A 22,532-nucleotide genomic window follows, 5' to 3' on the forward strand; every position below is an offset into this window, starting at 1 on the left:
TTAGGTGTCCACAGTCAGGGGATCAGATCAGTATGACTACAATTTACAATTGCATCAAGAGCAAAAAGCTTTATTTGCCCTCACAAATCAGCAGTGGGGTGCATATCCTGATCATGATTATCATGCCTTACAAACCAAAACCTTAGAGCGTCTTGATCAAGATATTTACTACATACAACAACTTAACCAATTGTTAAAAAGCTATCCTGCTAGTGATGATGTAGGAGAAGGTCTTACCTGGAGTCTGAAAACCAATAAAATGGAATTGGTTTTATCGGGTGCAAGAGAACTTATTATGGATGATGAAGCCTTCATAGCGCTCTTGGAAGGCGAATGCCCTCCTATGCTTAATAATACCTTCCAATTTCCTGTTATTTTAGGGGATACAGATTCGATTTATGGTTCAAGCGAAGCAAGCTTTTTATCAGCTGCTTTGCTGACAATTAATCTAACTTTACTGGGTGAAAATACGCATATTGAAGATTTGCCGATCCACTTATCCTTGTCAGATTCAATGGATACTGTGTGGATGGATTATTCTGCATTATCCCACATCACACCCATTCCTGCTTTTGTAGCCTTAGAAAGCGTAGGTCAGGATTTTAAAACAGAATTTAGTTATTACTTTTCAGATGCGCTCATGCAAGATGGTTTAAGTTTAATTCACAGTGGCTATGCCTTTGGTGGGCAACGTGGTGAAGTGAGATTTGACGAAAGCAAAAATTGGGGGCCTGAAGATTGTTCATCATGGGTTTCAAAAGTCACAAATTGTGATGTTGATTTCTCAACGATTGATCAGTTGTTTACTTATCGCATGCAGTTCCCAAGCGATGAAAAAGTCTTGATTTACTCAGATTGGTTAGGCAGCGACAGACAAGCAGCAATGCAAACCGTTTATAGTCCCGTGTATATTGAGAATCCTTTAGTGGATATTCATCCTGGGCAGATATTTGCTTATCGAGAATTTGCAGATGCGAATCATCTAGACGATGTTGGGATTGGTGGTCATACAGGCGTGGTTTTAGGTGTCAAAGAAAATGGTAATGTCGTTATATTATGCTATGGACGAGATATGCCAGAGTATGAAGGCTTTGGTGTACGTGAATACAATTGGCAATCAGATGAGACACATGAAGTGATGTTTTTTGATGTAAATCAAGAGAAGATTGCCTTTCATGACGTTATTCATGCAGACAGTGATATTATGCATGATTTTGATGTTTTGGCCACTGCAAGCCTTGTTTCAGAATCAGCCCTATCTGCGACAGCTGCGCATTTTTATATTCCAGCATGGGATGAAAGTTTAAATACGCTTCATATGAGTGAAGCATTTGCATAATAAGATGGTGGCTTTGCCACCTATAAGGTAAGAATAATTGGCGCATATTATTGATCTGCATTCTGCTTGGCAGCAAGCCAGTCGGCAAGTTTCACTTATTCAGCGGCATGCTCTGAAAACGCACCGTCGCCTTTATCGTATTAGTGTAATTTTTGTTGCAAGAGGAACAGACGAGGCTATTTTGCAAAGTTTGAATACGATCCTTTCACAAGATCTTATTCGCGAGATTATTATTGTCAGTTGCACCGCCTCAGTTGCTTTAAATAATAAGTTATATGACATTGCACGTGAGCACCCACGCGTTTTTCTTTTGTTTCAAAATCCAGATTTAAGTTTATCTAAAGCTTATAACCTAGGTTTAAGACATTCAACTAGCAAGTATTTGCTCTTGCTGTCAGCCCCTTATCTTTTACCTAAAAATATTGTGGTTGAATTATTGGCACCTGGATTAACCAAGCCTTCGCATTGGATAATGGGGATTCAATCTGCCTTTTATTCAAGTTTTGATCCCTTTTTTCGCTTTCAGAAAAATAGTTTTTACAAGCAGGGTAACTCTGTTTTAGAAAAAGAGCAGATACATCATGTTATCTCGGTCATGCCAGATTGTCTTTTGGTTTCCTATGACATGGTGCAAGAAATGGGTGCTTTGGATACAGCCTGTAATGATGGCAATGTATTATTAGACTTGTGTTTACGTGTGCATGCGGCGGGTGGGGATGTCTTTGGGCATGTGGCGCTTAAATCCTCTGGTGTTTCATTGTCAAAAACAAAGGTCTCCCTGAAGCAGTTGGATGGTTTATGGAAAAGTTGGCATCACTACTACCAAAAACACTTTAGCCAACATTATAGAAAGCGCCATGCCTGCATGCTCTATATTAAGTTGTTTATCAAAATAATAGGTGCAATGATTCGCAACCCTAAAAATCCATCATTTTGCTGATGTATGCCTAGTATAACGCGTTGTTTCTTGGTAAAATTCTTGCCTAATTAGCTTATGGTGACCTTGCCGGTCCTCTCGCAACGATACATTGCAAACCCCGTCAGGCCCGGAAGGGAGCAGCGGTAGTGATGGACGCGTGTGCCGGGATGTGGCTGGTAAGGTTGCCACCATCTTCTCTCTCGAGGCAAATATTCGAGAAAGCGCCAGGCTAAGCAACTAGACTATCGTCTTATCAATATTGCAAATAGCTGGCGGTGAATCTGCAAACTCAAAAGGTGCATCGTGTCATATTCAGCACTCGCAAGAAAATGGCGGCCCAAATCATTTGCTGAGCTAAAAGGTCAGGATCATGTAGCCAAAGCGCTCATGAATGCTTTAGCCCGTAATCAGCTGCACCACGCCTATTTATTTACTGGTACCCGAGGTATCGGAAAAACCACCATCGCACGTATTTTTGCCAAATGTTTAAACTGTGAACAAGGGGTTGTCGCAACGCCTTGTAATGCATGTGACACTTGTCGAGCGATCGACAGTGGGCGTTATTTAGATTTGATTGAAGTGGATGCTGCATCTAAGACAAAAGTAGAGGATACACGCGAACTTTTAGATAATGTTCAATATGCACCGGCTGCAGGACGTTATAAAGTTTATCTCATTGATGAAGTACACATGCTCTCTGGTCATAGTTTTAATGCGCTGCTAAAAACCCTAGAAGAGCCACCTTCGCATGTTAAATTTATCTTAGCAACCACAGATCCAGAAAAGATTCCAGTCACTATCTTATCAAGATGTTTGAATTTTCAGCTGCGTGCCTTAAGTGAAAATGAAATAAGTCAGCAACTTGCCCTCATTTTACAACAAGAAAGTAAAAGCTATGAAGCTGAAGCGCTTCAGTTGCTCGCCTGCTTTGCTAAAGGCAGTATGCGAGATGCACTGAGTTTGCTTGAGCAAGCCGTGAGCTATTGCCAAGATGAAAACATTAACTTGCAAGATGTTGAGTTTATGTTGGGCATGCAATATCGCCAGTATTTAATACCATTGCTTCAAGCTGTTTTTGAGCAAAATATTGAAAATGCGGTTGCACTTGTGCAAAAAATGATGGACATAGGGGCTGATGCAGAGAGTGTATTACAAGCATTTTTAGAGAGTTTGCATGAATTGTCTATGCAAAGCATATTCTTAAAAAAAGAGAGTGCCTTGCACAGTAATAAATATCAAAATCTAACAATACCGTTACCAGAAGTATTACAACTCTTGTATCAAATAGGATTAAATGGCAAACGTGATTTGCTGTTTGCGCCTAATACGCGCATAGGTTTGGAGATGACGATATTACGCATGATTGCGTTTTTACCGGATGAAAGAAAGCTTGGCACGCCTGTTACTCGCGTATCTACCCAGCAACATGCGACTACCCCAATGTCTAAACCAGTCACTAAGCCATCTCAAGACAATAGAGCTTCAAGTAAAAGCTTTTCTTCTGCTGTACCACCACCTGCCCTAAGCTCACCCAGAGTAGAGGCACAACAGGCAAGACAACAAGTAGAAGCGAAAGAGGTGTCTGCTCCTGCCAAAGCATTGACAGCCAATCAAAGCTGGAATGACATCATAGAAGGATTGCCATTAACCGGCTTGACAAGAATACTGGTTAAAAATTGCACTGTGTCGCATTGGGGCGAGAGGAGTATTCATTTGGCGCTTGATATCTCTCAAGAGGCTTGCTTGAATCAAAGCCGGCAAATGCAAATTCAAAAAGCGCTATCTGATTATTTAGGTAAAGATATTGTGTTAAAGATTAGTTGTGCTGAACATAAAGGCACGGTATCCACGCCTTTGCAACAAGATCAACAAAAAGAAGAGCAAGCACAAACAGATGCAAAAGCATTGTTGCTGAATGATGAACGCGTGCAAACAATTATGCAGACATTTGATGCAACGATTGAAAACGTTTCTTATGAAAAAGTAGTTAAGTGAGGTGAATAATGGATACTAAAAATATGGACTTCCAATCAATGATGGCATCTTTTATGCAAAATGCTCAAAAATTACAAGAAAATTTAAAAGGCGCCTATCAAGAAATTTCTGAAAAGCATAAAGATCGCACCGTTGTGGGTATGGCTGGGGGTGATTTAGTAAAAGTGGAAGTCACCTTAAAATTGCAAGTTAAAAACATAGAATTAAAACCTGCTGTATTTGAAGAAAGCCCTGAAGTCATGAGCGAGCTGATTGCCGCTGCAACAAACCAAGCGATTGCACAGGCACAAGAGATGGTTAAAAAAGAAATGATGGCTGTGACACAGAAGATGGGCTTGCCCAAAGATATGCCTATGCCATTTTCTGGTTAAGCGTTGATAGTAATATGATACTAAGCCCTCTCATACAAGAATTGGTTGATGCATTAAGAACGCTGCCAGGTGTAGGACCTAAATCTGCGCAGCGTATGGCTTTTTTTGTACTGACACAAGCGCAAGAAAAAGGTCATTATCTTGGACATATTTTGCAAAAAGCAATTCGCCAAGTGAAAACATGCCAGCGTTGCCGTATGTTGTGTGAAACCGATGTTTGTAGCATTTGTAAGCATGTACAACGAGATAAAAGTATTGTCTGTGTGGTTGAAAGTCCAGCAAATGTAATTGCCATTGAAAATGCAGGCATGTATCAAGGACTGTATTTTGTATTATCAGGCCATTTATCACCGATCGATGGTATTGGGCCTGAAGAAATTGGTATAGAGCAATTCATCCAAAGAATTGAAGATGAAGAGGTGCGAGAAGTGGTGCTCGCCCTTTCTGCAACCGTAGAAGGTGAAGCAACAGCCTATTATTTGGTTGAACTCATTAAAAAACGAGGCTTAAAAGCAACCCGTATTGCACATGGGATCCCTCTGGGTGGGGAATTAGAGTATGTGGATGAGGGGACATTGGCCAAGGCTTTGTTAGATCGCACTAATATTTAATTTTTTTCGTCTGTGACTGTGAATATTGTGCGTTGTTGGTAATTTGTGACGACTTGTAGATTTGCGTATTGATGAGCGAAGTGAATCCTTTGTCTCTCCCAATTTTGCTACGGGATGCACGTATCTTGTGTTGCAAGGGGTGACATATTGATCGATGAGCATTGCGAATCAGGCTCCCACTTTTTGAAGGGGGACGCGCACTGATAAGTGCGCAAGGGGGATTTATGTTGTGGATTTAAGGTCAAACAGCTAAATCCCTCTGCTCGGCGCAGCTACGCTGCACGAGCGTCTCCCTTTACAAAGTGAGAAAATGTTCGCTTTGCGAACGAAGAATGGGTACCAATTTTTATAGTTGAATTCCAGAAATTGCTTAAGTTGACGCCTATGAGCCTTCGCTGGCATGACAATAATCACTTAATACAGGTGAGAGTTTAGTCAAAAAAATATGAAAAAACAGTTTTTAGTTAAGAAAAATTCAGAGGTGTAATAACATGATGGCAGAACAAACCAAAGAAACACGTGGCTTTCAAACAGAAGTAAAGCAGCTGCTTCATCTTATGATCAATGCTTTGTATAGCAATAAAGAAATATTTCTGCGCGAATTAATTTCTAATGGCTCAGATGCTGCAGATAAATTGCGTTTTGAAGGCATTAGCAATCCAGAATATTTTGAAGGTGACAGCAACCCACTTGCTATTCAAATTGAATTTGATAAAGAAAAGAAAATCATTGTCATACGTGACAACGGGATTGGTATGTCCCGTGAAGAAGTCATCAGTCACTTAGGCACAATTGCAAAATCAGGTACACAAGAATTTTTAAATAACTTAACTGGCGATCAAGTCAAAGATAATCATTTGATTGGTCAGTTTGGTGTAGGCTTTTACTCTGCATTTATCATTGCTAAAAAAGTAATTGTTAAGACGCGTCGTGCAGGATTAACCGCAGAGGAAGGGGTTCAATGGGAATCATTCGGTGATGGTGAATATACAATTGAAAATATTCATAAATCTACACGTGGCACAGAAGTCATCTTAGAGCTTAAGGATGGAGAAGAAGAGTTTTTAGAAGGGATGAGATTGCGCCATATCGTCACAACTTATTCAGATCATATTGGTTTACCCATTATGATGAAAGCAGAATCTTATGATGATGACGAAAAGAAAGAGATTAACCCAGAAAAAGAATGGGAAACAGTAAATAAGGCAACTGCTTTATGGGCGCTCCCTAAATCAGAAATTGAAGAATCTGCTTATCAAGAATTCTATAAGCATATTGCACATGATTTTGAGAATCCATTGGTGTGGGCACACAACAAAGTAGAAGGACGTTTAGAATATACAACATTACTCTATATTCCTGCACGTGCGCCTTTTGATTTGTATCAGCCCAATCGTACACGTGGCTTAAAATTATATGTTAAACGAGTTTTCATTATTGATGATGCAGAACAATTTTTACCTCGATATTTGAGATTTGTCAGAGGGGTTATTGATAGTAACGATCTTCCTCTTAATGTTTCCAGAGAAATTTTGCAGAGCAATCGTGTTGTAGATGCAATGCGTGGCTATATTGTGAAGCGATCCTTAAGCTTATTAGAAGAACTTGCTAAAAGTGACAGTGATAAATATCTTGGATTCTGGAGCCAATTTGGTTTGGTTTTAAAAGAAGGCCCTGCGGAAGACTTTGCAAATAAAGAATTAGTTTCTAGCTTATTAAGATTTGCGTCTACGCATACAGATGTTGAAAAACAGCAACATTCTTTAGATGAATATATTGAGCGCATGAAGCCCAATCAAGATAAAATTTATTACATGGCAGCAGATACCTTTAATGCCGCTTGTCACAGCCCGCATTTAGAAGTATTTAGAGCAAAGAACATTGAAGTTCTTATATTGTACGACAGAATTGATGAATGGATGATGTCGCATTTAACAGAATACAAAGGCAAAAAATTCCAGTCTGTTGCACAAGGTGCTTTAGATAGTTTAGATTTTTCTGAAGAAGCAAAATCTCCAGAAGCTAAAAAAGAAGAGCAAGAAAAGCAATTAGAAGGATTTAAAGATACCTTAGAAAAGATCAAAGAGATTTTAAAAGAAAAAATCAAAGATGTTCGTTTAACAGAACGTTTGACTATTTCGCCTGCTTGTATTGTTGTTGATGAAGATCAAATGACAAGCCAAATGGAACGCTTATTACGATCTGCTGGGCAAGACATCAAGTTGAAGCCAATTTTGGAGCTTAATCCTCAGCACTTATTGGTGCAAAGATTAAAAGAAGAAGGCAATCAAGAGCATTTTAAAGATTTGAGTTACATTCTTTATGATCAGGCTGTTTTATCAGAGGGCGGTCAGCTTGAAGATCCAGCTACTTTTGTTAAGAAATTTAATGAGCTTTTATTAAATGTAGCAAAATAGAAAACGTTTTTTATACAGGGAATCAAGGAGATAAGTAATGATGAGAAAGGCAGCATTATGGACATTGATAGTCGCGGTTCCACTTTTAACAGTGGGCTGCGAAAAAAATCCGCTTAAAACGGGATTCTATAAAACGCACAAAACAACTCAGCAAGCAGCGGCCAATAAGCAAGATGCTATTGTCACTGCTGCTGCAAATACAAATGCTGTAGCGCCATTAGTAACAACATCTCAACAATCTACCAATAATCCTCAATTTACCCAAACCGCCGCCACAACAAGTGAACAGCAGTATAAGCAAGGCTATGATTTATTTTATGGTATTGGCGCAAAGCATGATGAAAAACATGGTATTAGACTCTTAGAACAAGCTGCTTCTCAAGGACATATAAACGCTAAACAATTATTAGCACGCTTGGATGAAATGGGTTATCAGATAAATGATGCGGTGTTACATCAGCCAACAACTCAGGTTGCCCAAGTTGCATCTACTGCGATACCTGTGAGTAACGGCACAGATGCAGAGCAAAATGAAATCATCACTGAAAACGATTGGTATTATAGTGAAGATAAGGCACAAGCGGCAGCAACTATCGCATCTACAGCTTCATCTATGCCTCAAATACAGCAGGCAGATAGTAGTTATGTTGATCAACTTGGTTCTGTTGCAGCGGTAGCCCAAGCACCCATAAGCTCTGAGCAAATTGTAGATCCCAATGCAACAATTGGCCAAGCAACTACGCGTACTCGTGTTTCTGCAACTAGACATGAGCAAGCATTATTGTCGATGGATCAATCTTTTTATACGCTGCAATTAGTTGCCGCGCGTGATAAAGAAGGCGTTGATAAATTTATTAGCGAAAATCAATTAGATGGAAATGCGCATATTGTAAAGAAAAATACTGCGGGCACGGATTGGTATGTCGCTTATTATGGCAATTATCCGAATCAGCAAATGGCAAAAGCTGCTGCGAGCCAATTACCTTCTAGTGTAAAGCGTAGCGCTAAGCCTTGGGTAAGACCTGTTCGTACGGTTCAAGAAGAAATCAATCAGAACGCTGGTTAAAATCGGTAGGGATACAGCCTAGCAGTTATTTAATTGTGCAGTAAAATGTTAGAAATGTAACGCCAAACTGTTCGCTGCTGCGAACAGTTTCCCCGTATTCCGTAGAAACGATGTAGTAGCCTATAGGCGTCAACTTAAGGAATTTCTGCAATTCGATATGAAATATTGCTGCCAATTCTTCGTTCGCAAAGCGAACATTTTTCCCTCTACCAATTTTGGGAGAGGGTGCTTCGAAGAAGCGGGTGAGGGTTAAATAAGTTAATCACTTATTAATATTTTGTGTTTTCCTTAAGTTGACGCATATGAGCAGGAACAGGGACATAGAGAGACCGACACAGTTCAGTAAACACTCTCCAATTCTATTAATCTCTTACAAGTTGGATAGGAATAATTTCATCATTTTTCTGCAAGCATAAGTGATATCCACAGGATTCAGATATAGAAACAAAGTTGCTCAACTTAATATCTTCTTGTTTTCCTGTTCTTAGCTTGTTAATTACATTGGTTGATAAGCCACATTCACTGGCCAATTTCCTGACTGATTTGCCATCATGCTCCATCAATGCAATGATCAGTTCTGAAAGTAGAAACTCTTTGTATTGTTTGTTAAATTCTTTTTTAAAAGAAGTGTCTTTCATCATTCTTTCAAAGGTAGATGGTTTTTTACTCATCGTAATAATCTCCTTTAGACATTCTCTCAATATAGTCTTTTCGTCTATTTTCTGCTTTTTCTTTCTCTGTTTTTGGTAGTTTGTTTTGTTTTTTCCTAAAAGCATTTGTAACAATTATCTTTCCACCATCAAAAAAGAAGCACAAAAATCGATCTTGAGATGGTTTAAAAGCATATATTTTGTCGCCTTCATTACGAAATTTAGTTTTGTTCTTAATTTCGCCACTATCCCCCATCCGTTTAAAGAGCTTAAGTACTTCAATCTGTTCTGCTTGATCTAAGTCCTCAAAATAATCTAGGGCATCGCTGTTTAATTGTTTGTTGTAATACCACTCGATAGTGAATTGTTCACCATCATATGCTGTATATTCAACAATTTTTTTAGCCTTCTTTATCATAAGTGTAGCACTTTGGTTGTACGGTTGCTAGATTATAGCTTAACCACTTATCAGGTTGAAGTTATATAATTCATTTGAATCTTTATAAGAGTCCTTAGTTACATAGTTAATTGTATCTACACAATAATAGGTATAAAACTGTCATATTATGACAGTTTTATACTAAAATTAAGGCATGAGTTGTATTTTAATCGCTTTTGACTCGGTACGGAGACGGATCTTACATCCGCCTTTTTATTTTTGCCGACTTTTTTAGAATTTATAATTACTTCTTTGTTCTGCTTTTTTGTCCGTTACATTTTCCTCTCTAAAAACAAAAAGTTTGCGTTGCTTATTATTGGGTAGCGTAATGGTTTGTTCGACAAAGCCATGGGCACGCAGTGTGCCAATACTTTTGCCTAAAATTTTGAGTCGACCATATGCAATTTTCTCAGCCCGTTTTTTGGGATGTTGGACAAGCATGGTGCCTACTTTGATACCTTGTTTATTATGGCCTTTGGCAGAGATAGCGGGTATATCATAGTAATCTGTGCTTGACTCATTGCGTATGAGTTTGTAAAAAGGTGCAAAGACGCGTGAATCTTCAGGCATTGTCATGAATAAGCTATGTTTGGCCAAGCGATTAGAGCTAATAGCAACGATAGGCGTAAAGCCTGGTAGTGGTGTGAATCCAAAATTTTCTGCTTCATGAGTTTGAGCTTTGCTATATGCATGTGTGGAAGATACGACAGAATGTGGTGTAATGACTTCAGGCGTATCTAATACAATTTCATCTTCTTGTCTGCTTGAGTTTGAAAGTGTATAGAGTGTGGTTTCATCTTTTATATTTGAGTCTAAAGTAGAACTTTGAATCTCCTCTTGAATGGAGGAAGCACATATTTGATCGCTTGTGTGCTTTATATCATCTGATTCTGTTACAAGTTCGTCTAAGGATGCGCTGAGCGTTAAGCCCTGTAGTTTATCATGTAGCAGATCAACAAGTTTATGCTCAGTATCTTTAATACTCGCTTTTTCTGTTACAATATTGGCTATAGCTAGAATATTTTTGAGTTCAGTTAAAGTTTCGAGAAAATCAGCATTGAATAAACAATTATTATTAAATACGATCTTTCGTTTGTTCCTTCTTGTGATAAACGCATTCTTCTTAATAAATATATCAAATAGATGCTTATTAGAATCATGAAGGATATATGGCTTGTACTGAAAAATCACTTCGTTGCTTTGCTGTGAAATAGTACCAAATAGGGAAAGCATTTCTCTCATCAAAGCAATTTTATTTTGAATATACAATTTTTTGAGTTGTGATATTTTGTCTTTTAATTTATTTTTTTCTATTTGTATAGAAGCCTGCTTGTCTTTTGACGCAATTTTTTCTAATTTGCTCAGATATTGATGCGTTGATTCTAGGATAGTAATTATCTTTGTATATTTTTCTGGTTTTTTCTGCTCTATAAAGACATCTGCAAGCAAGAGACAGCTTTCAGATAGCAAAGGATCATGCAAGTTACAAACTGTTTGTAAGGCGATTGCTTCTTGTAATTGATGTGTTGCTTTGCTTGTCCATCCGTGTCGAATAAAAACATAGGCGGCTGTACTTAAGCACAATCCTTTTGTGTGATTAGCAGATATTTGTAGATAAGGATTGTTTATTAGCATTTTTTCATTAAATTCTAGAGATTCTAATGAGAGTGCTAGCGCTTCATTGTATTTCCCTTCATTGAGATGCCAATGTGCTAGTTTGATGGTAACGAGCGCTTGTGCATCCCATAGTGAATTATAGAATCCCACATTTGAATATATCAGTGCTGCACTGTTTTCTTTTAAGATCTGACGCAATTTTTGATCAATTAAGGCAGCATGCTTAGTGATGGTGCCATCATTTTTTGTAATCTGAAAGAGTAGTAAGAATTTGTTGTATATTGCATCAAATTCATCATGCACAATGTCATATATGAGCTTTTTGTTAAATGTGATTTCTCGAGTTGCAGGATTATGTGCTGCATAGATGAGATCTTGTAGGGTATTGAGCCAATAGGTGAGCGTCTTTTCTATGCCGTTATCTGATTGATTGGCTTTGCAAAGTGTCTCACAACTAAAAGAGAGTTTTCTTTCTAAGGTGTTGCTTAATCTATCAAGGCGATTTAAACCATCGCATAAAAAAGGTAAAAGAACGTCTTGATGTAAGTATATCATTTCTCTTTTACTGGGTAATTTATCATGCGAGTGATGTTCTGTTGTTTGCGCAAATACAGTTAAATCAGAGGTGTCAGAGGACAAAGAGATTTGAGGTAAATATTTCAGTAATAATTGCTGTGTTTTTTTTATATTATTGTTTTCAATGCATAAATGATGTTGAGCGATATTAACAAGTTTTTGTATGTCTAAGAATTGTGGTGAGCTTTTTAGGGTGTTTTCAAGTTGTGTGCGATGCGTAATAAATCGTTCTGTGATTGCATTGTGTGCATCTACTGATTTAACGAGTAACAAAAAATCATGTAATTGTGATCGTTTTAATTTTAAAATGCTGAGCGCCGCATCCGATAAAAAATCTACCGATAAACCGGCACCTGCTGCAATAAATAATTTTAAGCATTTTATTTTTTGTAAATTTCTTTTGTTCACCACCATTTGATCAAGAATGTGATGTTGATTTGCAATGCTATCCGAAGCAAGAGGGCTGGTGTGGCATTCGTTCATTAAAAAGGCGAGTGTCTCTATATGTCCTTCAATGAAGGCAATCGCTGTAGGGGATATTCCATGCGCATTGCTTTGTATTGGATTGGCGCCTTGTGCGCAAAGTACCTGAATAGCCGCTAAGTTACCTTGTTTGGCAGCAAGAAATAATGCAGTTTCACCTTCATCTGTCTCTTGATTAAGCAGTTCAGGGTGTATTGTTAATAAAGGAGAAATTAAAGAGATTTGGCCTTTTTCAACAACGTCATGCAGCGTCGTGTGTCCTTGTAAGGAGGGTATTAATTGCTGCGTATGCGAAATTAAATAAAGCGCTGTATCGATTTTTTCTGCAAAAATGGCAGCTGTTAATGCGGTGTGTCCATTTTGTGAAACCTCATTGATGGGCAATCCTTGAGCACTTAAATAGGCAACGAGTTTGGTGAAGCCTCGTTTTGCAGCTTCAATTAAAGGTGTTGTAATGGCTTTAAGTGATGGCACATCAAGATCAATAGGGTTCTTGGACAAGAGAAGATTAATTTGCGCAAGCGCAGTTTCTTCGTCAATTTGGGTATTTTGAATAATTTTTATAAGACTGTTTAGCATGATCTTAGAGGCCAGATGAAAAATAAGTTTCTCATCTTAGCATCAAAGTTATACAGAGAGAATATGCTAGGAACCTTGAAAATGCTATTTAAATTAAGAAAAAGCCGAATTAAGTAATTCGGCCTTTTTATACTGTGTATATACGCCTACACCAAATACTAAGCAGTTGCTCTTACAGCCGCTGCAGGTTTTTCTGTCGTATTTGTTGTTGCATCATCGTTGGTGCGTAAGCGTTTAATTCTATCTTCCATGGCTGGATGTGTAGAAGTTAATTGCGCTAATTGTAAACAAGACCACTTGAACCAACCAATGTTTTTGTCAGCAAGCGTATCTACGCGCTTTTGATCTTCTTCAGGATCTAAACTTAAGCACATCATTGAGCTTAAAGCTTCCATGTGTGGGCAAGTGTGGTGAGTATGTGAATGCGAATGCTTGCCGCCTTTGAATTCAGAGGTTGTTAAAAGATTCTCAAATGCTTGTGCTAAGTCTTCTGCACGACCACATTTTTTAGCCATATCATCTGCGGCAAACTCACGTGCACGAGAAAGACATAAGCTCAGTAAAGTACCTGTGAAGGGAATAACCCAGTAAAATAAAAGATATTCAGTAACGATTTGAAGAAAAGAAGTACTTTCTTGGTTATCTTTATTATCTTTGCTGTTATTTTTCTTATCTTTTTCACGATCACGTCTTTGATCGTAAATATATTCGCTTAAAATTCTCAATGCACTTGAAAGAATAGAAACGACACCTTTGGTTGCAACATCATGATGAACAATGTGACCTAATTCATGGCACCAGATTGCTTCTATCCAACGTGACGCTTTGAGCATATCGCCACCGGCCTTCTCTTTGGCTTCTTTTAATAATCCTGTTGTAATAGCAATAGCTGTATGATTTTTACTTCTACCTGTTGCAAAAGCATTTTTCTTATCACTTTTAATCACACAAACTTTAGGTTTGGTTTTAAGATTAATGTTAGGATTGCTGCAAAGTTCTTCTACCATTTTATTTAAATCAAAGCCTTCTGGCTTATTGCCTGTTTTTACTTCCTTTGCATTCATGAGCCAGAGTGAAATTTCACGGCAATACCAGAGTGTTGCGAATGTGAAGGTAGAGGCAAAACCTAAGCTAAGATATACGCCTAAACCGCCCGCTACATAGCTACCGATAAAGCCGGTGAGAGTGAGCATGGCAGCAAATGCCACAAAGGATTTGAGATTGGTTTCCGTGGTAGGGGAAATTCGAAACAACATGATTTTCTCCGTCTGAATGATAATTTTATGAATTTATTAAGTGGAAAGTATATTTTATCTGCTATTTTCAGCAATACCGTTCATCCCGCTATTTAGTCCGTTGAAGTATAAAGATCGGTAGTTAGAAAGTCAACATATGATTGAATTTTGTTAAAAAGATCATAGAGATAAATAAGTTAATCAACTAATTGTTGGGGTAGAGGTCTTTGTAATCTCCTCTACCCTAATCTTCTGTGGTGTTGGGAGGGGAATTTTTTAAATAGGAGAATGACTCTGTTTCTTATTCTTATATGTATGCCAAACAAAAGGTGGTAAAGAGAAAAGGATGATACCACCCACTAAGATCCCGCTATAAAGGAGTGGATCCATAAATTGGTATTCTTTCGGTGGCACAAAACCCACCAGAAAAGCGCAAAGGCTAAAAAGTGCGCCTGTGCCCGCAATGAGCCATATACCAAGCTTGCCTCCTGGAATACGAAATCTGCGTGGTGTATTGGGTTGAGAGTAGCGTAGTTTAATGACGCTGAAGAATATCATTAAATACATGAGCAAGATAAGCTGAGCTGCTTGGGTTTGAAATATCCAATAGAATTGGTTAATGGTAGGGATAAATAAATTCATACTGACAAGCATCGTTCCGATAATAGCCTGCATCAGCAAGATAGCAACGGGAGAATGATGTCGATTGGTTTTTTTAGCGAAAGCCGGTAAATTACCATTCTCCGCGCTGGATAGTAATCCCTTGCTTGGCCCCAAAATCCAAGTATTCAATAATGCTAATCCGCCAACGACGGTGAGAAAGGCAAAGCAAGGTGTTGCCCACGGTACTTCAAGCAAATTAAAAAATTTCTGCATGGCTTGCATCATACCTGAAGATAAATTGAGCTCATCTTTAGGTATGACCATTGCGATACTTAAAGCGCCTAGCATATAGATAATGATAATAATCGTTGCTGAAATAAAGGTTGCGATAGGAAAGGTGCGCTGTGGATCTTTGGCATCTTGAACATAAAAAGCAGCTACTTCAATACCGGCAAAACCTAATGCGATGACAGTAAAGTATGCGAGCGTTGAGAAGTTGAGTTCTGGAATTAAGCTTTGCATACTTAATTCAACTTGAATGGGCTGACCACTTTGAAACCAATAGGCGCCCAGCAGAATAATGGCAATACCAGGTATGACACTGCCAGCAATGATCCCTATCGTACTCACAAAGCCCGAAGATTTTGTACTGTGGAAGTTGAGTAACGAGCCACACCATAGGACGGTAACCATTACACCAAACATAAAATATCGATTATTGGACAATTCAGGCTGTAAAATATAAGCAATATTAGCAGCAATAAAGGATAGTACGGTTGGTAGCAATACCACGCTTTCAATCCATTCTAACCATACTGCTAAAGCACCATATTGCTCACCAAAAGCCTCTTTAACCCAAGCATAAATTCCGCCTTCTTTGGGCCAGCCTGCAGCAAGCTCTGCGCATACCAGTGCAACGGGTATAAAAAATAGGAAAGCAGCTAAGCTGAGTATTATAATAATGCTCGTGCCATTTTTAGCGAGTGTAGGGAGATTGCGCAATGCAATAATTGCAGAGACACTGATCATGGCCAGCGTAAAAATACCAAGTGATGCGGCATTACCTTTAGATGCGTGCGTAGCCAATGAACCCCCCTCTCTCTTTGCTTTTCTATTTTCATCTGTATGCTTTAATGAGATCTGTGTTGCTTACTCATTTCAAACACTGGAGGATTGTAGCAATAAATATATACTCTTCACATTCGAATTTTACCCGCAAGGGGCACAATGTAGGTTTTAGGGTGGGGCTTGAGTGGAAAATCATTTGTTGTAGGCATCATTATGAGAATTTACCTAATTGACTTAATTGATAAAAAGTGACAGCGTATAGCTTAGAGATTATTTCGAATGAGTTTGATAAACAGATGTAAGGATGGGAGTTGCAAATGACGTTTGTGGATAATCAGTTTTTAAGTAAATTAGCTATAAAAAACGTCAATAGTGGTGCAAGTGCGGGTGAGTGGCTAATATCTGATGCACAAGCCGATTTAATCCTGTCTGAAAATCCCAGTCAACAGACACCTATTGCAAGCATAGCAGCCTGTAGCTTGTCGCAATATGAGCAGGTGATGCGCGTTGCAGTGCAAGATTTCAATGAGTGGCGACAAATACCAGCTCCTAAACGGGGTGAGCTGATTCGTATCATGGGTGAATTATTAAGGCAAAACAAAGATGCGTTAGGATCCTTGGTCGCACTTGAAATGGGAAAGAGTAAACAAGAAGGTGATGGTGAAGTACAAGAAATGATTGATATTGCCGATTTTGCCGTGGGGCAGTCGCGCATGTTATATGGTTTGACGATGCATTCTGAGAGAGCGCAGCATCGTATGTATGAACAGTGGCATCCATTAGGAGTGGTTGGCGTCATTTCTGCTTTTAACTTTCCAGTCGCTGTGTGGGCTTGGAATGCATTCATTGCTGCTATTTGTGGGAATACTGTTGTTTGGAAACCCTCTTCCAAAACACCACTTTGTGCAGTGGCTGTGCAAAATATCTGCCATCAAGCGATGCAGCAGTTTGGTAGAAAAGGTGTCTTTTATTCTATTATTCCTAAAGCCCGTTCTGTTTCTGATGCTTTTGTTCAAGATAAGCGTGTACCTTTGATTTCATTTACAGGTTCTTGCAAAGCAGGTATTCAGGTGAATCAAAGCGTTGCAAAGAGAATGGGGAGAACTATTTTAGAATTAGGCGGAAATAATGCAATCATTGTTGATGAAACAGCTGATTTAAAGCTTGCTATTCCTGCCATTGTTTTTGGTGCAGTTGGAACGGCTGGGCAGCGTTGTACATCAACTCGGCGTTTAATAGTTCATCATCGCCGTTATGAAGAATTGTGCCTTCATTTGAAAAATGCTTATGCACAAATTAGCATTGGTAATCCACTGGATACAAAAAATTTGATGGGACCTCTTATTGATGAAGCCGCTGTTTCACAATATTTATCTGCCATAGAAAAAATTAAAGCACAAGGTGGTGAAATTATTTTTGGTGGTAAGCGCCTGGATATGCCAGGTTATTTTGTTGAACCCACCTTAGTAAAAGCTAAAAATGAGTGGCCAATTGTGCAAGAAGAAACCTTTGCGCCTATTCTGTATGTCATGTCTTATCAAAGTATCGAAGAAGCCATTACATTACAAAATGGTGTTGTTCAAGGTTTATCTTCTGCGATATTCACTGATTCTATTCAAAACAGTGAATATTTCTTATCTGCCATGGGAAGTGATTGCGGGATTGCGAATGTAAATATTGGAACCAGTGGTGCAGAAATTGGTGGCGCTTTTGGTGGCGAAAAGGAAACCGGCGGTGGCCGAGAAGCAGGTTCAGATGCTTGGAAAGCCTATATGCGTCGACAAACCAATACAATCAACTGGGGTAAAACATTGCCCTTAGCACAAGGCATAGAATTTAAGATCTGATAATATACTCATAGCAGTCGATTTTTACCCACAAGGGGCACAATGTAGGTGAGGCGGCAAAGGAGCGAATCCCCAGGAGTGCACAAATAGTGCCGACTTAAGGTGAGAGGGTGCAGCCAACAAAACCTAAAATTCGAATGTGAAGAGTATAAGTATTTATAAATGAGAAAGGAGTCTGGAGTGGACAAAATCTGGTTAAATAGTTACGAAGAAGGTGTGAGTAAAGATATCAATCCTGATAGCGTGCCCTCCTTAATGCATTATATTGAAGAATGTTTCAATGAACATCGTAATAAAACATGCTATACCAATATGGGTGTGGATTTAAGTTATGATCAAATTGATACAATGAGTAAGGCATTTGCTGGCTTTTTGCAAAAGAAGTGCCAGTTAAAAAAAGGTGATAGAGTGGCTATTATGATGCCTAATCTATTGCAATACCCAATTGCAATGATAGGTATTTTGCGTGCAGGTTTAACAGTCGTAAATGTAAATCCACTTTACACAGCACGTGAATTGACGCATCAATTAGCGGATTCTGGTGCTAAAGCGATTGTTGTATTACAAAATTTTGCACACACAGTAGAAAAATCTTTGCCAAAAACAGATGTAAAACATGTCATTGTGACACAAATTGGCGATTTATTTCCGGGTCTAAAAGGGCATATTGTAAACTTGGTTGTAAAATATATTAAGAAAATGGTGCCTGCTTGGAATATTCCGCAAGCAATATCTTTTAATCAGACAATAAATGCATCGTATATACAGCAATATGAACGCCCAGATTTAAATGGTAGTGACATTGCTTATTTACAATATACAGGTGGCACAACAGGTGTCTCAAAAGGCGCTATGTTAACGCATCGAAATATGATCAGTAATGTTTTGCAGGCAACGGCTTGGATTAGCCCCTTAGATAGGAATAATTTGCATGGCGGCATTGTAACAGCTTTACCGCTGTACCATATTTTCTCATTGACGGCAAATTGCTTAACCTTTTTAAAAGTGGGCATCCCCAATATTTTAATTACAAACCCCAGAGATATACCAGGCTTTGTAAAAGAATTGAAACGACAACCTTTTTCTGTATTGACGGGCGTCAATACTTTATTTAATGCTTTAGTACACAATGAAGCATTTAAGCAATTGGATTTTTCAAATTTTAGATTTACGCTTGGTGGTGGTATGTCTGTGCAAAGAGCCGTTGCAGAGCAATGGCAGAAGGTAACAGGTGTGCCTTTGGTAGAAGCCTATGGACTGACGGAAGCTTGTCCAGCTGTTACCATTAATCCAATTAAAAATAAGACCTTTAATGGCAGTATTGGTTTACCTATTCCTTCTACAGAAGTCAAAATTGTGGATGAAAATGGACGTGAAGTATCGATTGGAGAAGCAGGGGAGCTGTGTGTCAGAGGGCCTCAGGTCATGAAAGGATATTGGAACCAACCAGATAAAACAGCTGAAGTCATTATTGATGGATGGTTATATACGGGAGATATGGCCACAATTGATCAAGAGGGTTTTGTTAGGATTGTTGATAGAAAGAAAGATATTATCATTATTTCTGGTTTTAATGTTTATCCAAATGAAGTGGAAGATGTGATTGCCAGCTTATCTGGCGTCAAAGAAGTGGCTGTTGTAGGAGTGGATGCTGGTGTACAGGGCGAAAAGGTAAAAGCCTTTATTGTCAAGAGTGATCCAAACTTAACGGCAGAGAAAGTGATTGAGCATTGTCGTATTGAACTTACCAATTATAAAGTACCTAAAGAGGTTGAGTTTAGAGATGAGCTGCCAAAGACGAACGTTGGTAAAGTATTAAGACGTGCGTTAAGAGAGGAAAAATAGGGTATTGTGCCTAATGCAGGTTAGTTAAGAAATGAACGAAGTGAATAATTATCTTCCCTTGGAATCAAGGGAAGAGGCTCAACTTTAGTGAGCAGATGGATTTTTTTAAATCTATTTTTAAAAGTCCCTCCGCCGCAGACGGCGACTCCCTTTGATAGCTGCTACGAGACGAGATGCACACATCTCATTTTTAAAAATAAATTGATTATTGAGTGTTGTGTCACTACCTGCATTAATTGATTTGTGTTGTCATGCCAGCGAAGGATCATAGGCGTCAACTTAAATTTCTTAATTACTGCCATAATCATTGCTCGTTTGACTCGACTATGTATTTATCTAACCTCACCCGCCCTACGGGCACCCTCTCCTGTCAACAGGAGAGGGAAAGTGCCATATATCATTATTCAATTCAAAAAAAACATCCTACAATTACAAACTATGTGCTTGCTCGTCCCTCTCCTAATTTTAGGAGAGGGTGGCTGAAGGCCGGGTGAGGTTAATACAAATTTAAAACAACTCTCACTAAGTGGCATGAAGCGCGTCTCAACTTAATTTTAGATCTCAATTATCTTTAAGTTGATGCCTATGATCCTTCGCTGGCATGACACAATATATTCTACTTAAGAATATGTGTGCATCTCGTAGTTTGACAGCAAAGGGAGTATACGGCGCTTTGTGCCACTGAGAAGTAACTTGTTATAACTCACACTCGCAATTGATTTCTCAAGCGAGTCTTTTTGTAGGTTCATTCAGGTGTAGTGGCGGACCGTTGTGTCGGTCTTAGAAATGAGAGGGCGGACACAGCGGTCCGCCACTACAAATTTTCTCAGATTTTTTTGAATTGAGATCTAACTACAGACTCGCAACTGATTTCTCAAGCGTGTCTTCTTGTAAAGTTACATTCAGCTCAAGTACAGATTGATCGCCATGACGTTCAAGTTGTACTTTGATTTTGTCTTGATCGATGTGAACATATTTACAAATGACTTCCAAAAGCTCTTTTTGCAATTTTTTCATCATGTCAGGACTTGCTTTGCGAGCACTCTCATGAGAAACAATAATCTGCAAACGTTCTTTGGCAACTTGTGCCGCTGTTTTTTTGGGTCTGTTAAAGTTAAATTTTAAAAAATCTAGTAGCTTCATGCTGGGCTCCTAAACAAGGAGAGTTTATCCAATAACCTACGTGCCCATTTTTTATTGAATTGCTCCATGGGTATATTTTCACCCAATAAGCGTCTTACAGCACTTTCATAGGCAGTACGTGCGTCACTAGGGGTATCCAGTGTGACAGGAATACCTCTATTAGAAGCATTGAGTACAGCAGGCGATTCAGGAATAACACCTAACAGAGGAATAGATAGAATTTCCAATACGTCATCAAGAGATAGCATTTCTCCACGTTTAACACGGTTGTCACTATAGCGTGTGATGAGAAGATGTTCTTTAATGGGTTCTAGGTTATCTTCTGATCGTTTTGATTTGCTGGCGAGCACACCGAGGATTCTGTCAGAATCGCGCACAGAAGAAACTTCTGGGTTTGTGACGACAACGGCCTCATCAGCAAAATATAAGGCCATGAGTGCACCTTTTTCAATACCGGCGGGTGAGTCACACACAATGTAATCAAATTCTTTTTTCAATTCATTTAAGACTTTTTCAACGCCTTCTTTTGTTAAGGCATCTTTGTCTCGTGTTTGAGAGGCGGGTAGGATGTAAAGTTTATCGATGCGTTTATCTTTAATAAGCGCTTGCGTAATATTTGCATCACCGTTAATGACATTAACAAAATCATAAATCACGCGGCGTTCACAGCCCATGATTAAATCAAGATTTCTCAAGCCAATATCAAAATCGATGACGACGGTTTTATGTCCTCTAGCCGCTAAACCAGCACTAATGGCTGCACTAGATGTTGTTTTACCAACGCCACCTTTGCCGGAGGTAACAACAATGACTTTTCCTAGCTTTTCGTTCAAGGTATACCTCACTCATGTTAAGAATTAGGTCAACTATTTACCTCTTCACCTATAAAGTTAGAGAGGCAAGTAGTTACAATTAGGGTTTATAAATTTTGCTTACTACAGAGCTTCAACCTGCAAGCGATCATTTACTAATTTTATGCAAACAGAGCGTTTCCATAAATCACTTTCTTTCAAATCTTCGATAATTTTATATTGCCCTGCAATAGATACAAGTTCGGCTTCTAAACTTTTGCAATAAATGATGGCTGTTTTATCGCCATTAACACCCGCAAGTGCACGACCTCTTAATGGACCATGTACATGAATATGACCTTCTGCCAAAAGTTCTGCGCCATGACTGACTGGGGCTAGTACCACTAAATCACCACCTGGTGCATAGATTTGTTGTCCAGAACGTACAGGTGCTGTTATTAATCGGCTACCTGTTTGGTTGGAAGCTTCTGTCACTTCAATGGTATCTGCTTTAATCGATGTATGTGGTGTTGCTTCTGAGATTTCTTCAGGTGCGCTTTGCTTCGCAGTTTTAGCAATTTTGGGGGCTGGTTTTGCTTCTGGCAGGATGGCTAAGCCAGCCTCGATGGCCAGATCTTTGTAGCGATTGCTTGCCCCACGTATACCAACTGGAATGAGTTTTTTCTTTTTAAATAAGGCAATGAGTTCTGTAACTTGGGTACTTGAATCAATTTCAAGCGACTGTAGATCAATTACAATCGGGGTGTTTTGAAAAAAATTAGGGGCTTGTTTAATCTTGCTGTCTAATTCATTAGCAATTTCAAGTAAATCAAAACGATAGAGCTGAATAGCAGTTAAGGTAAATAGGCTACCCTTTAATGCCAAAGCAGGAGATGTTTTGATGGTTACATCTGTTGTCATTTTGGTAATTGTTCCTA

General features: G+C 38.8%; 17 protein-coding genes and 1 other RNA gene. 10 read left to right on the top strand and 8 right to left on the bottom strand.

Annotated elements, in window-relative coordinates; genetic code table 11:
- Positions 1–4: 4 nt before the first annotated feature.
- The 8 genes from CC99x_RS02245 to CC99x_RS02280 all read left to right on the top strand — a co-directional run bounded on the left by CC99x_RS02245 (position 5) and on the right by CC99x_RS02280 (position 8,718).
- On the top strand, positions 5–1,339 hold the full coding sequence (locus CC99x_RS02245) for a hypothetical protein (protein WP_141651947.1): 1,335 nt from the start codon (positions 5–7) through the stop codon (positions 1,337–1,339).
- A 37-nt stretch (positions 1,340–1,376) separates the two neighbouring features.
- The gene (locus CC99x_RS02250) at positions 1,377–2,279 is read left to right on the top strand and encodes a glycosyltransferase family 2 protein (protein WP_057625568.1); all 903 of its coding nucleotides are present in this window, start codon (positions 1,377–1,379) and stop codon (positions 2,277–2,279) included.
- Between the two features lie 64 nt (positions 2,280–2,343).
- Positions 2,344–2,440, top strand: an RNA gene (gene ffs, locus CC99x_RS02255) — signal recognition particle sRNA small type.
- A 121-nt stretch (positions 2,441–2,561) separates the two neighbouring features.
- Entirely contained in the window at positions 2,562–4,253 is a 1,692-nt protein-coding gene (gene dnaX / locus CC99x_RS02260; RefSeq protein ID WP_057625569.1) for a DNA polymerase III subunit gamma/tau, read from the top strand.
- 8 nt (positions 4,254–4,261) lie between these two features.
- Positions 4,262–4,624, top strand: coding sequence for a YbaB/EbfC family nucleoid-associated protein (locus CC99x_RS02265; RefSeq protein WP_057625570.1), 363 nt, complete (start codon positions 4,262–4,264; stop codon positions 4,622–4,624).
- Between the two features lie 14 nt (positions 4,625–4,638).
- Positions 4,639–5,235 (top strand): recombination mediator RecR, encoded by a 597-nt coding sequence (recR, locus tag CC99x_RS02270; protein WP_200953513.1) that lies wholly within the window; start codon positions 4,639–4,641, stop codon positions 5,233–5,235.
- 491 nt (positions 5,236–5,726) lie between these two features.
- Positions 5,727–7,652: a molecular chaperone HtpG gene (gene htpG / locus CC99x_RS02275; protein ID WP_057625571.1), complete on the top strand. Its 1,926-nt coding sequence runs from the start codon at positions 5,727–5,729 to the stop codon at positions 7,650–7,652.
- A 37-nt stretch (positions 7,653–7,689) separates the two neighbouring features.
- The gene (locus tag CC99x_RS02280) at positions 7,690–8,718 is read left to right on the top strand and encodes an SPOR domain-containing protein (protein WP_057625572.1); all 1,029 of its coding nucleotides are present in this window, start codon (positions 7,690–7,692) and stop codon (positions 8,716–8,718) included.
- 362 nt (positions 8,719–9,080) lie between these two features.
- Here CC99x_RS02280 and CC99x_RS02285 read toward each other — a convergent pair whose 3' ends face one another.
- From CC99x_RS02285 to CC99x_RS02305, 5 genes are all read right to left on the bottom strand, one after another.
- On the bottom strand, positions 9,081–9,389 hold the full coding sequence (locus tag CC99x_RS02285) for a hypothetical protein (RefSeq protein WP_057625573.1): 309 nt from the start codon (positions 9,387–9,389) through the stop codon (positions 9,081–9,083).
- Positions 9,382–9,786, bottom strand: a complete 405-nt coding sequence (locus CC99x_RS02290; RefSeq protein ID WP_102134526.1) for a type II toxin-antitoxin system RelE/ParE family toxin — start codon at positions 9,784–9,786, stop codon at positions 9,382–9,384. Before CC99x_RS02290 ends, CC99x_RS02285 begins: the two co-directional genes overlap by 8 nt.
- Before the next feature lie 252 nt (positions 9,787–10,038).
- Positions 10,039–13,062 (bottom strand): ankyrin repeat domain-containing protein, encoded by a 3,024-nt coding sequence (locus tag CC99x_RS02295; RefSeq protein WP_057625574.1) that lies wholly within the window; start codon positions 13,060–13,062, stop codon positions 10,039–10,041.
- Positions 13,063–13,220: 158 nt separating this feature from the next.
- Positions 13,221–14,318 carry a M48 family metalloprotease gene (locus CC99x_RS02300; protein WP_057625575.1) on the bottom strand — a complete coding sequence of 366 codons (1,098 nt, stop codon included), beginning with the start codon at positions 14,316–14,318 and terminating at the stop codon, positions 13,221–13,223.
- A 255-nt stretch (positions 14,319–14,573) separates the two neighbouring features.
- Complete coding sequence (locus CC99x_RS02305) at positions 14,574–15,986, bottom strand: APC family permease (protein WP_057625576.1); 1,413 nt, start codon at positions 15,984–15,986, stop codon at positions 14,574–14,576.
- A gap of 299 nt (positions 15,987–16,285) precedes the next feature.
- Here CC99x_RS02305 and amaB point away from each other — a divergent pair, with 299 nt between their 5' ends.
- On the top strand, positions 16,286–17,815 hold the full coding sequence (amaB, locus tag CC99x_RS02310) for an L-piperidine-6-carboxylate dehydrogenase (RefSeq protein WP_057625577.1): 1,530 nt from the start codon (positions 16,286–16,288) through the stop codon (positions 17,813–17,815).
- Between the two features lie 180 nt (positions 17,816–17,995).
- On the top strand, positions 17,996–19,660 hold the full coding sequence (locus CC99x_RS02315) for an AMP-binding protein (protein WP_057625490.1): 1,665 nt from the start codon (positions 17,996–17,998) through the stop codon (positions 19,658–19,660).
- Between the two features lie 852 nt (positions 19,661–20,512).
- Here CC99x_RS02315 and minE read toward each other — a convergent pair.
- From minE to minC, 3 genes are all read right to left on the bottom strand, one after another.
- The gene (gene minE, locus CC99x_RS02320; RefSeq protein WP_057625491.1) at positions 20,513–20,803 is read right to left on the bottom strand and encodes a cell division topological specificity factor MinE; all 291 of its coding nucleotides are present in this window, start codon (positions 20,801–20,803) and stop codon (positions 20,513–20,515) included.
- The gene (gene minD, locus CC99x_RS02325) at positions 20,800–21,636 is read right to left on the bottom strand and encodes a septum site-determining protein MinD (protein ID WP_057625492.1); all 837 of its coding nucleotides are present in this window, start codon (positions 21,634–21,636) and stop codon (positions 20,800–20,802) included. The genes minE and minD overlap by 4 nt, the downstream gene beginning before the upstream one ends.
- A gap of 102 nt (positions 21,637–21,738) precedes the next feature.
- The gene (minC, locus tag CC99x_RS02330) at positions 21,739–22,515 is read right to left on the bottom strand and encodes a septum site-determining protein MinC (RefSeq protein ID WP_057625493.1); all 777 of its coding nucleotides are present in this window, start codon (positions 22,513–22,515) and stop codon (positions 21,739–21,741) included.
- Positions 22,516–22,532 lie beyond the last annotated feature (17 nt).

The sequence above is a fragment of the Candidatus Berkiella cookevillensis genome, from assembly GCF_001431315.2.
Lineage (GTDB): Bacteria > Pseudomonadota > Gammaproteobacteria > Berkiellales > Berkiellaceae > Berkiella_A > Berkiella_A cookevillensis.

Excerpts from the sequence above, each read along its gene's own strand:
- htpG (WP_057625571.1), top strand. The coding sequence starts at position 5,727 with ATGATGGCAGAACAAACCAAAGAAACACGTGGCTTTCAAACAGAAGTA.
- CC99x_RS02280 (WP_057625572.1), top strand. The coding sequence starts at position 7,690 with ATGATGAGAAAGGCAGCATTATGGACATTGATAGTCGCGGTTCCACTT.
- minE (WP_057625491.1), bottom strand. The coding sequence starts at position 20,803 with ATGAAGCTACTAGATTTTTTAAAATTTAACTTTAACAGACCCAAAAAA.
- recR (WP_200953513.1), top strand. The coding sequence starts at position 4,639 with ATGATACTAAGCCCTCTCATACAAGAATTGGTTGATGCATTAAGAACG.
- minC (WP_057625493.1), bottom strand. The coding sequence starts at position 22,515 with ATGACAACAGATGTAACCATCAAAACATCTCCTGCTTTGGCATTAAAG.
- CC99x_RS02295 (WP_057625574.1), bottom strand. The coding sequence starts at position 13,062 with ATGCTAAACAGTCTTATAAAAATTATTCAAAATACCCAAATTGACGAA.
- CC99x_RS02300 (WP_057625575.1), bottom strand. The coding sequence starts at position 14,318 with ATGTTGTTTCGAATTTCCCCTACCACGGAAACCAATCTCAAATCCTTT.
- CC99x_RS02265 (WP_057625570.1), top strand. The coding sequence starts at position 4,262 with ATGGATACTAAAAATATGGACTTCCAATCAATGATGGCATCTTTTATG.
- CC99x_RS02290 (WP_102134526.1), bottom strand. The coding sequence starts at position 9,786 with ATGATAAAGAAGGCTAAAAAAATTGTTGAATATACAGCATATGATGGT.
- CC99x_RS02285 (WP_057625573.1), bottom strand. The coding sequence starts at position 9,389 with ATGAGTAAAAAACCATCTACCTTTGAAAGAATGATGAAAGACACTTCT.
- amaB (WP_057625577.1), top strand. The coding sequence starts at position 16,286 with ATGACGTTTGTGGATAATCAGTTTTTAAGTAAATTAGCTATAAAAAAC.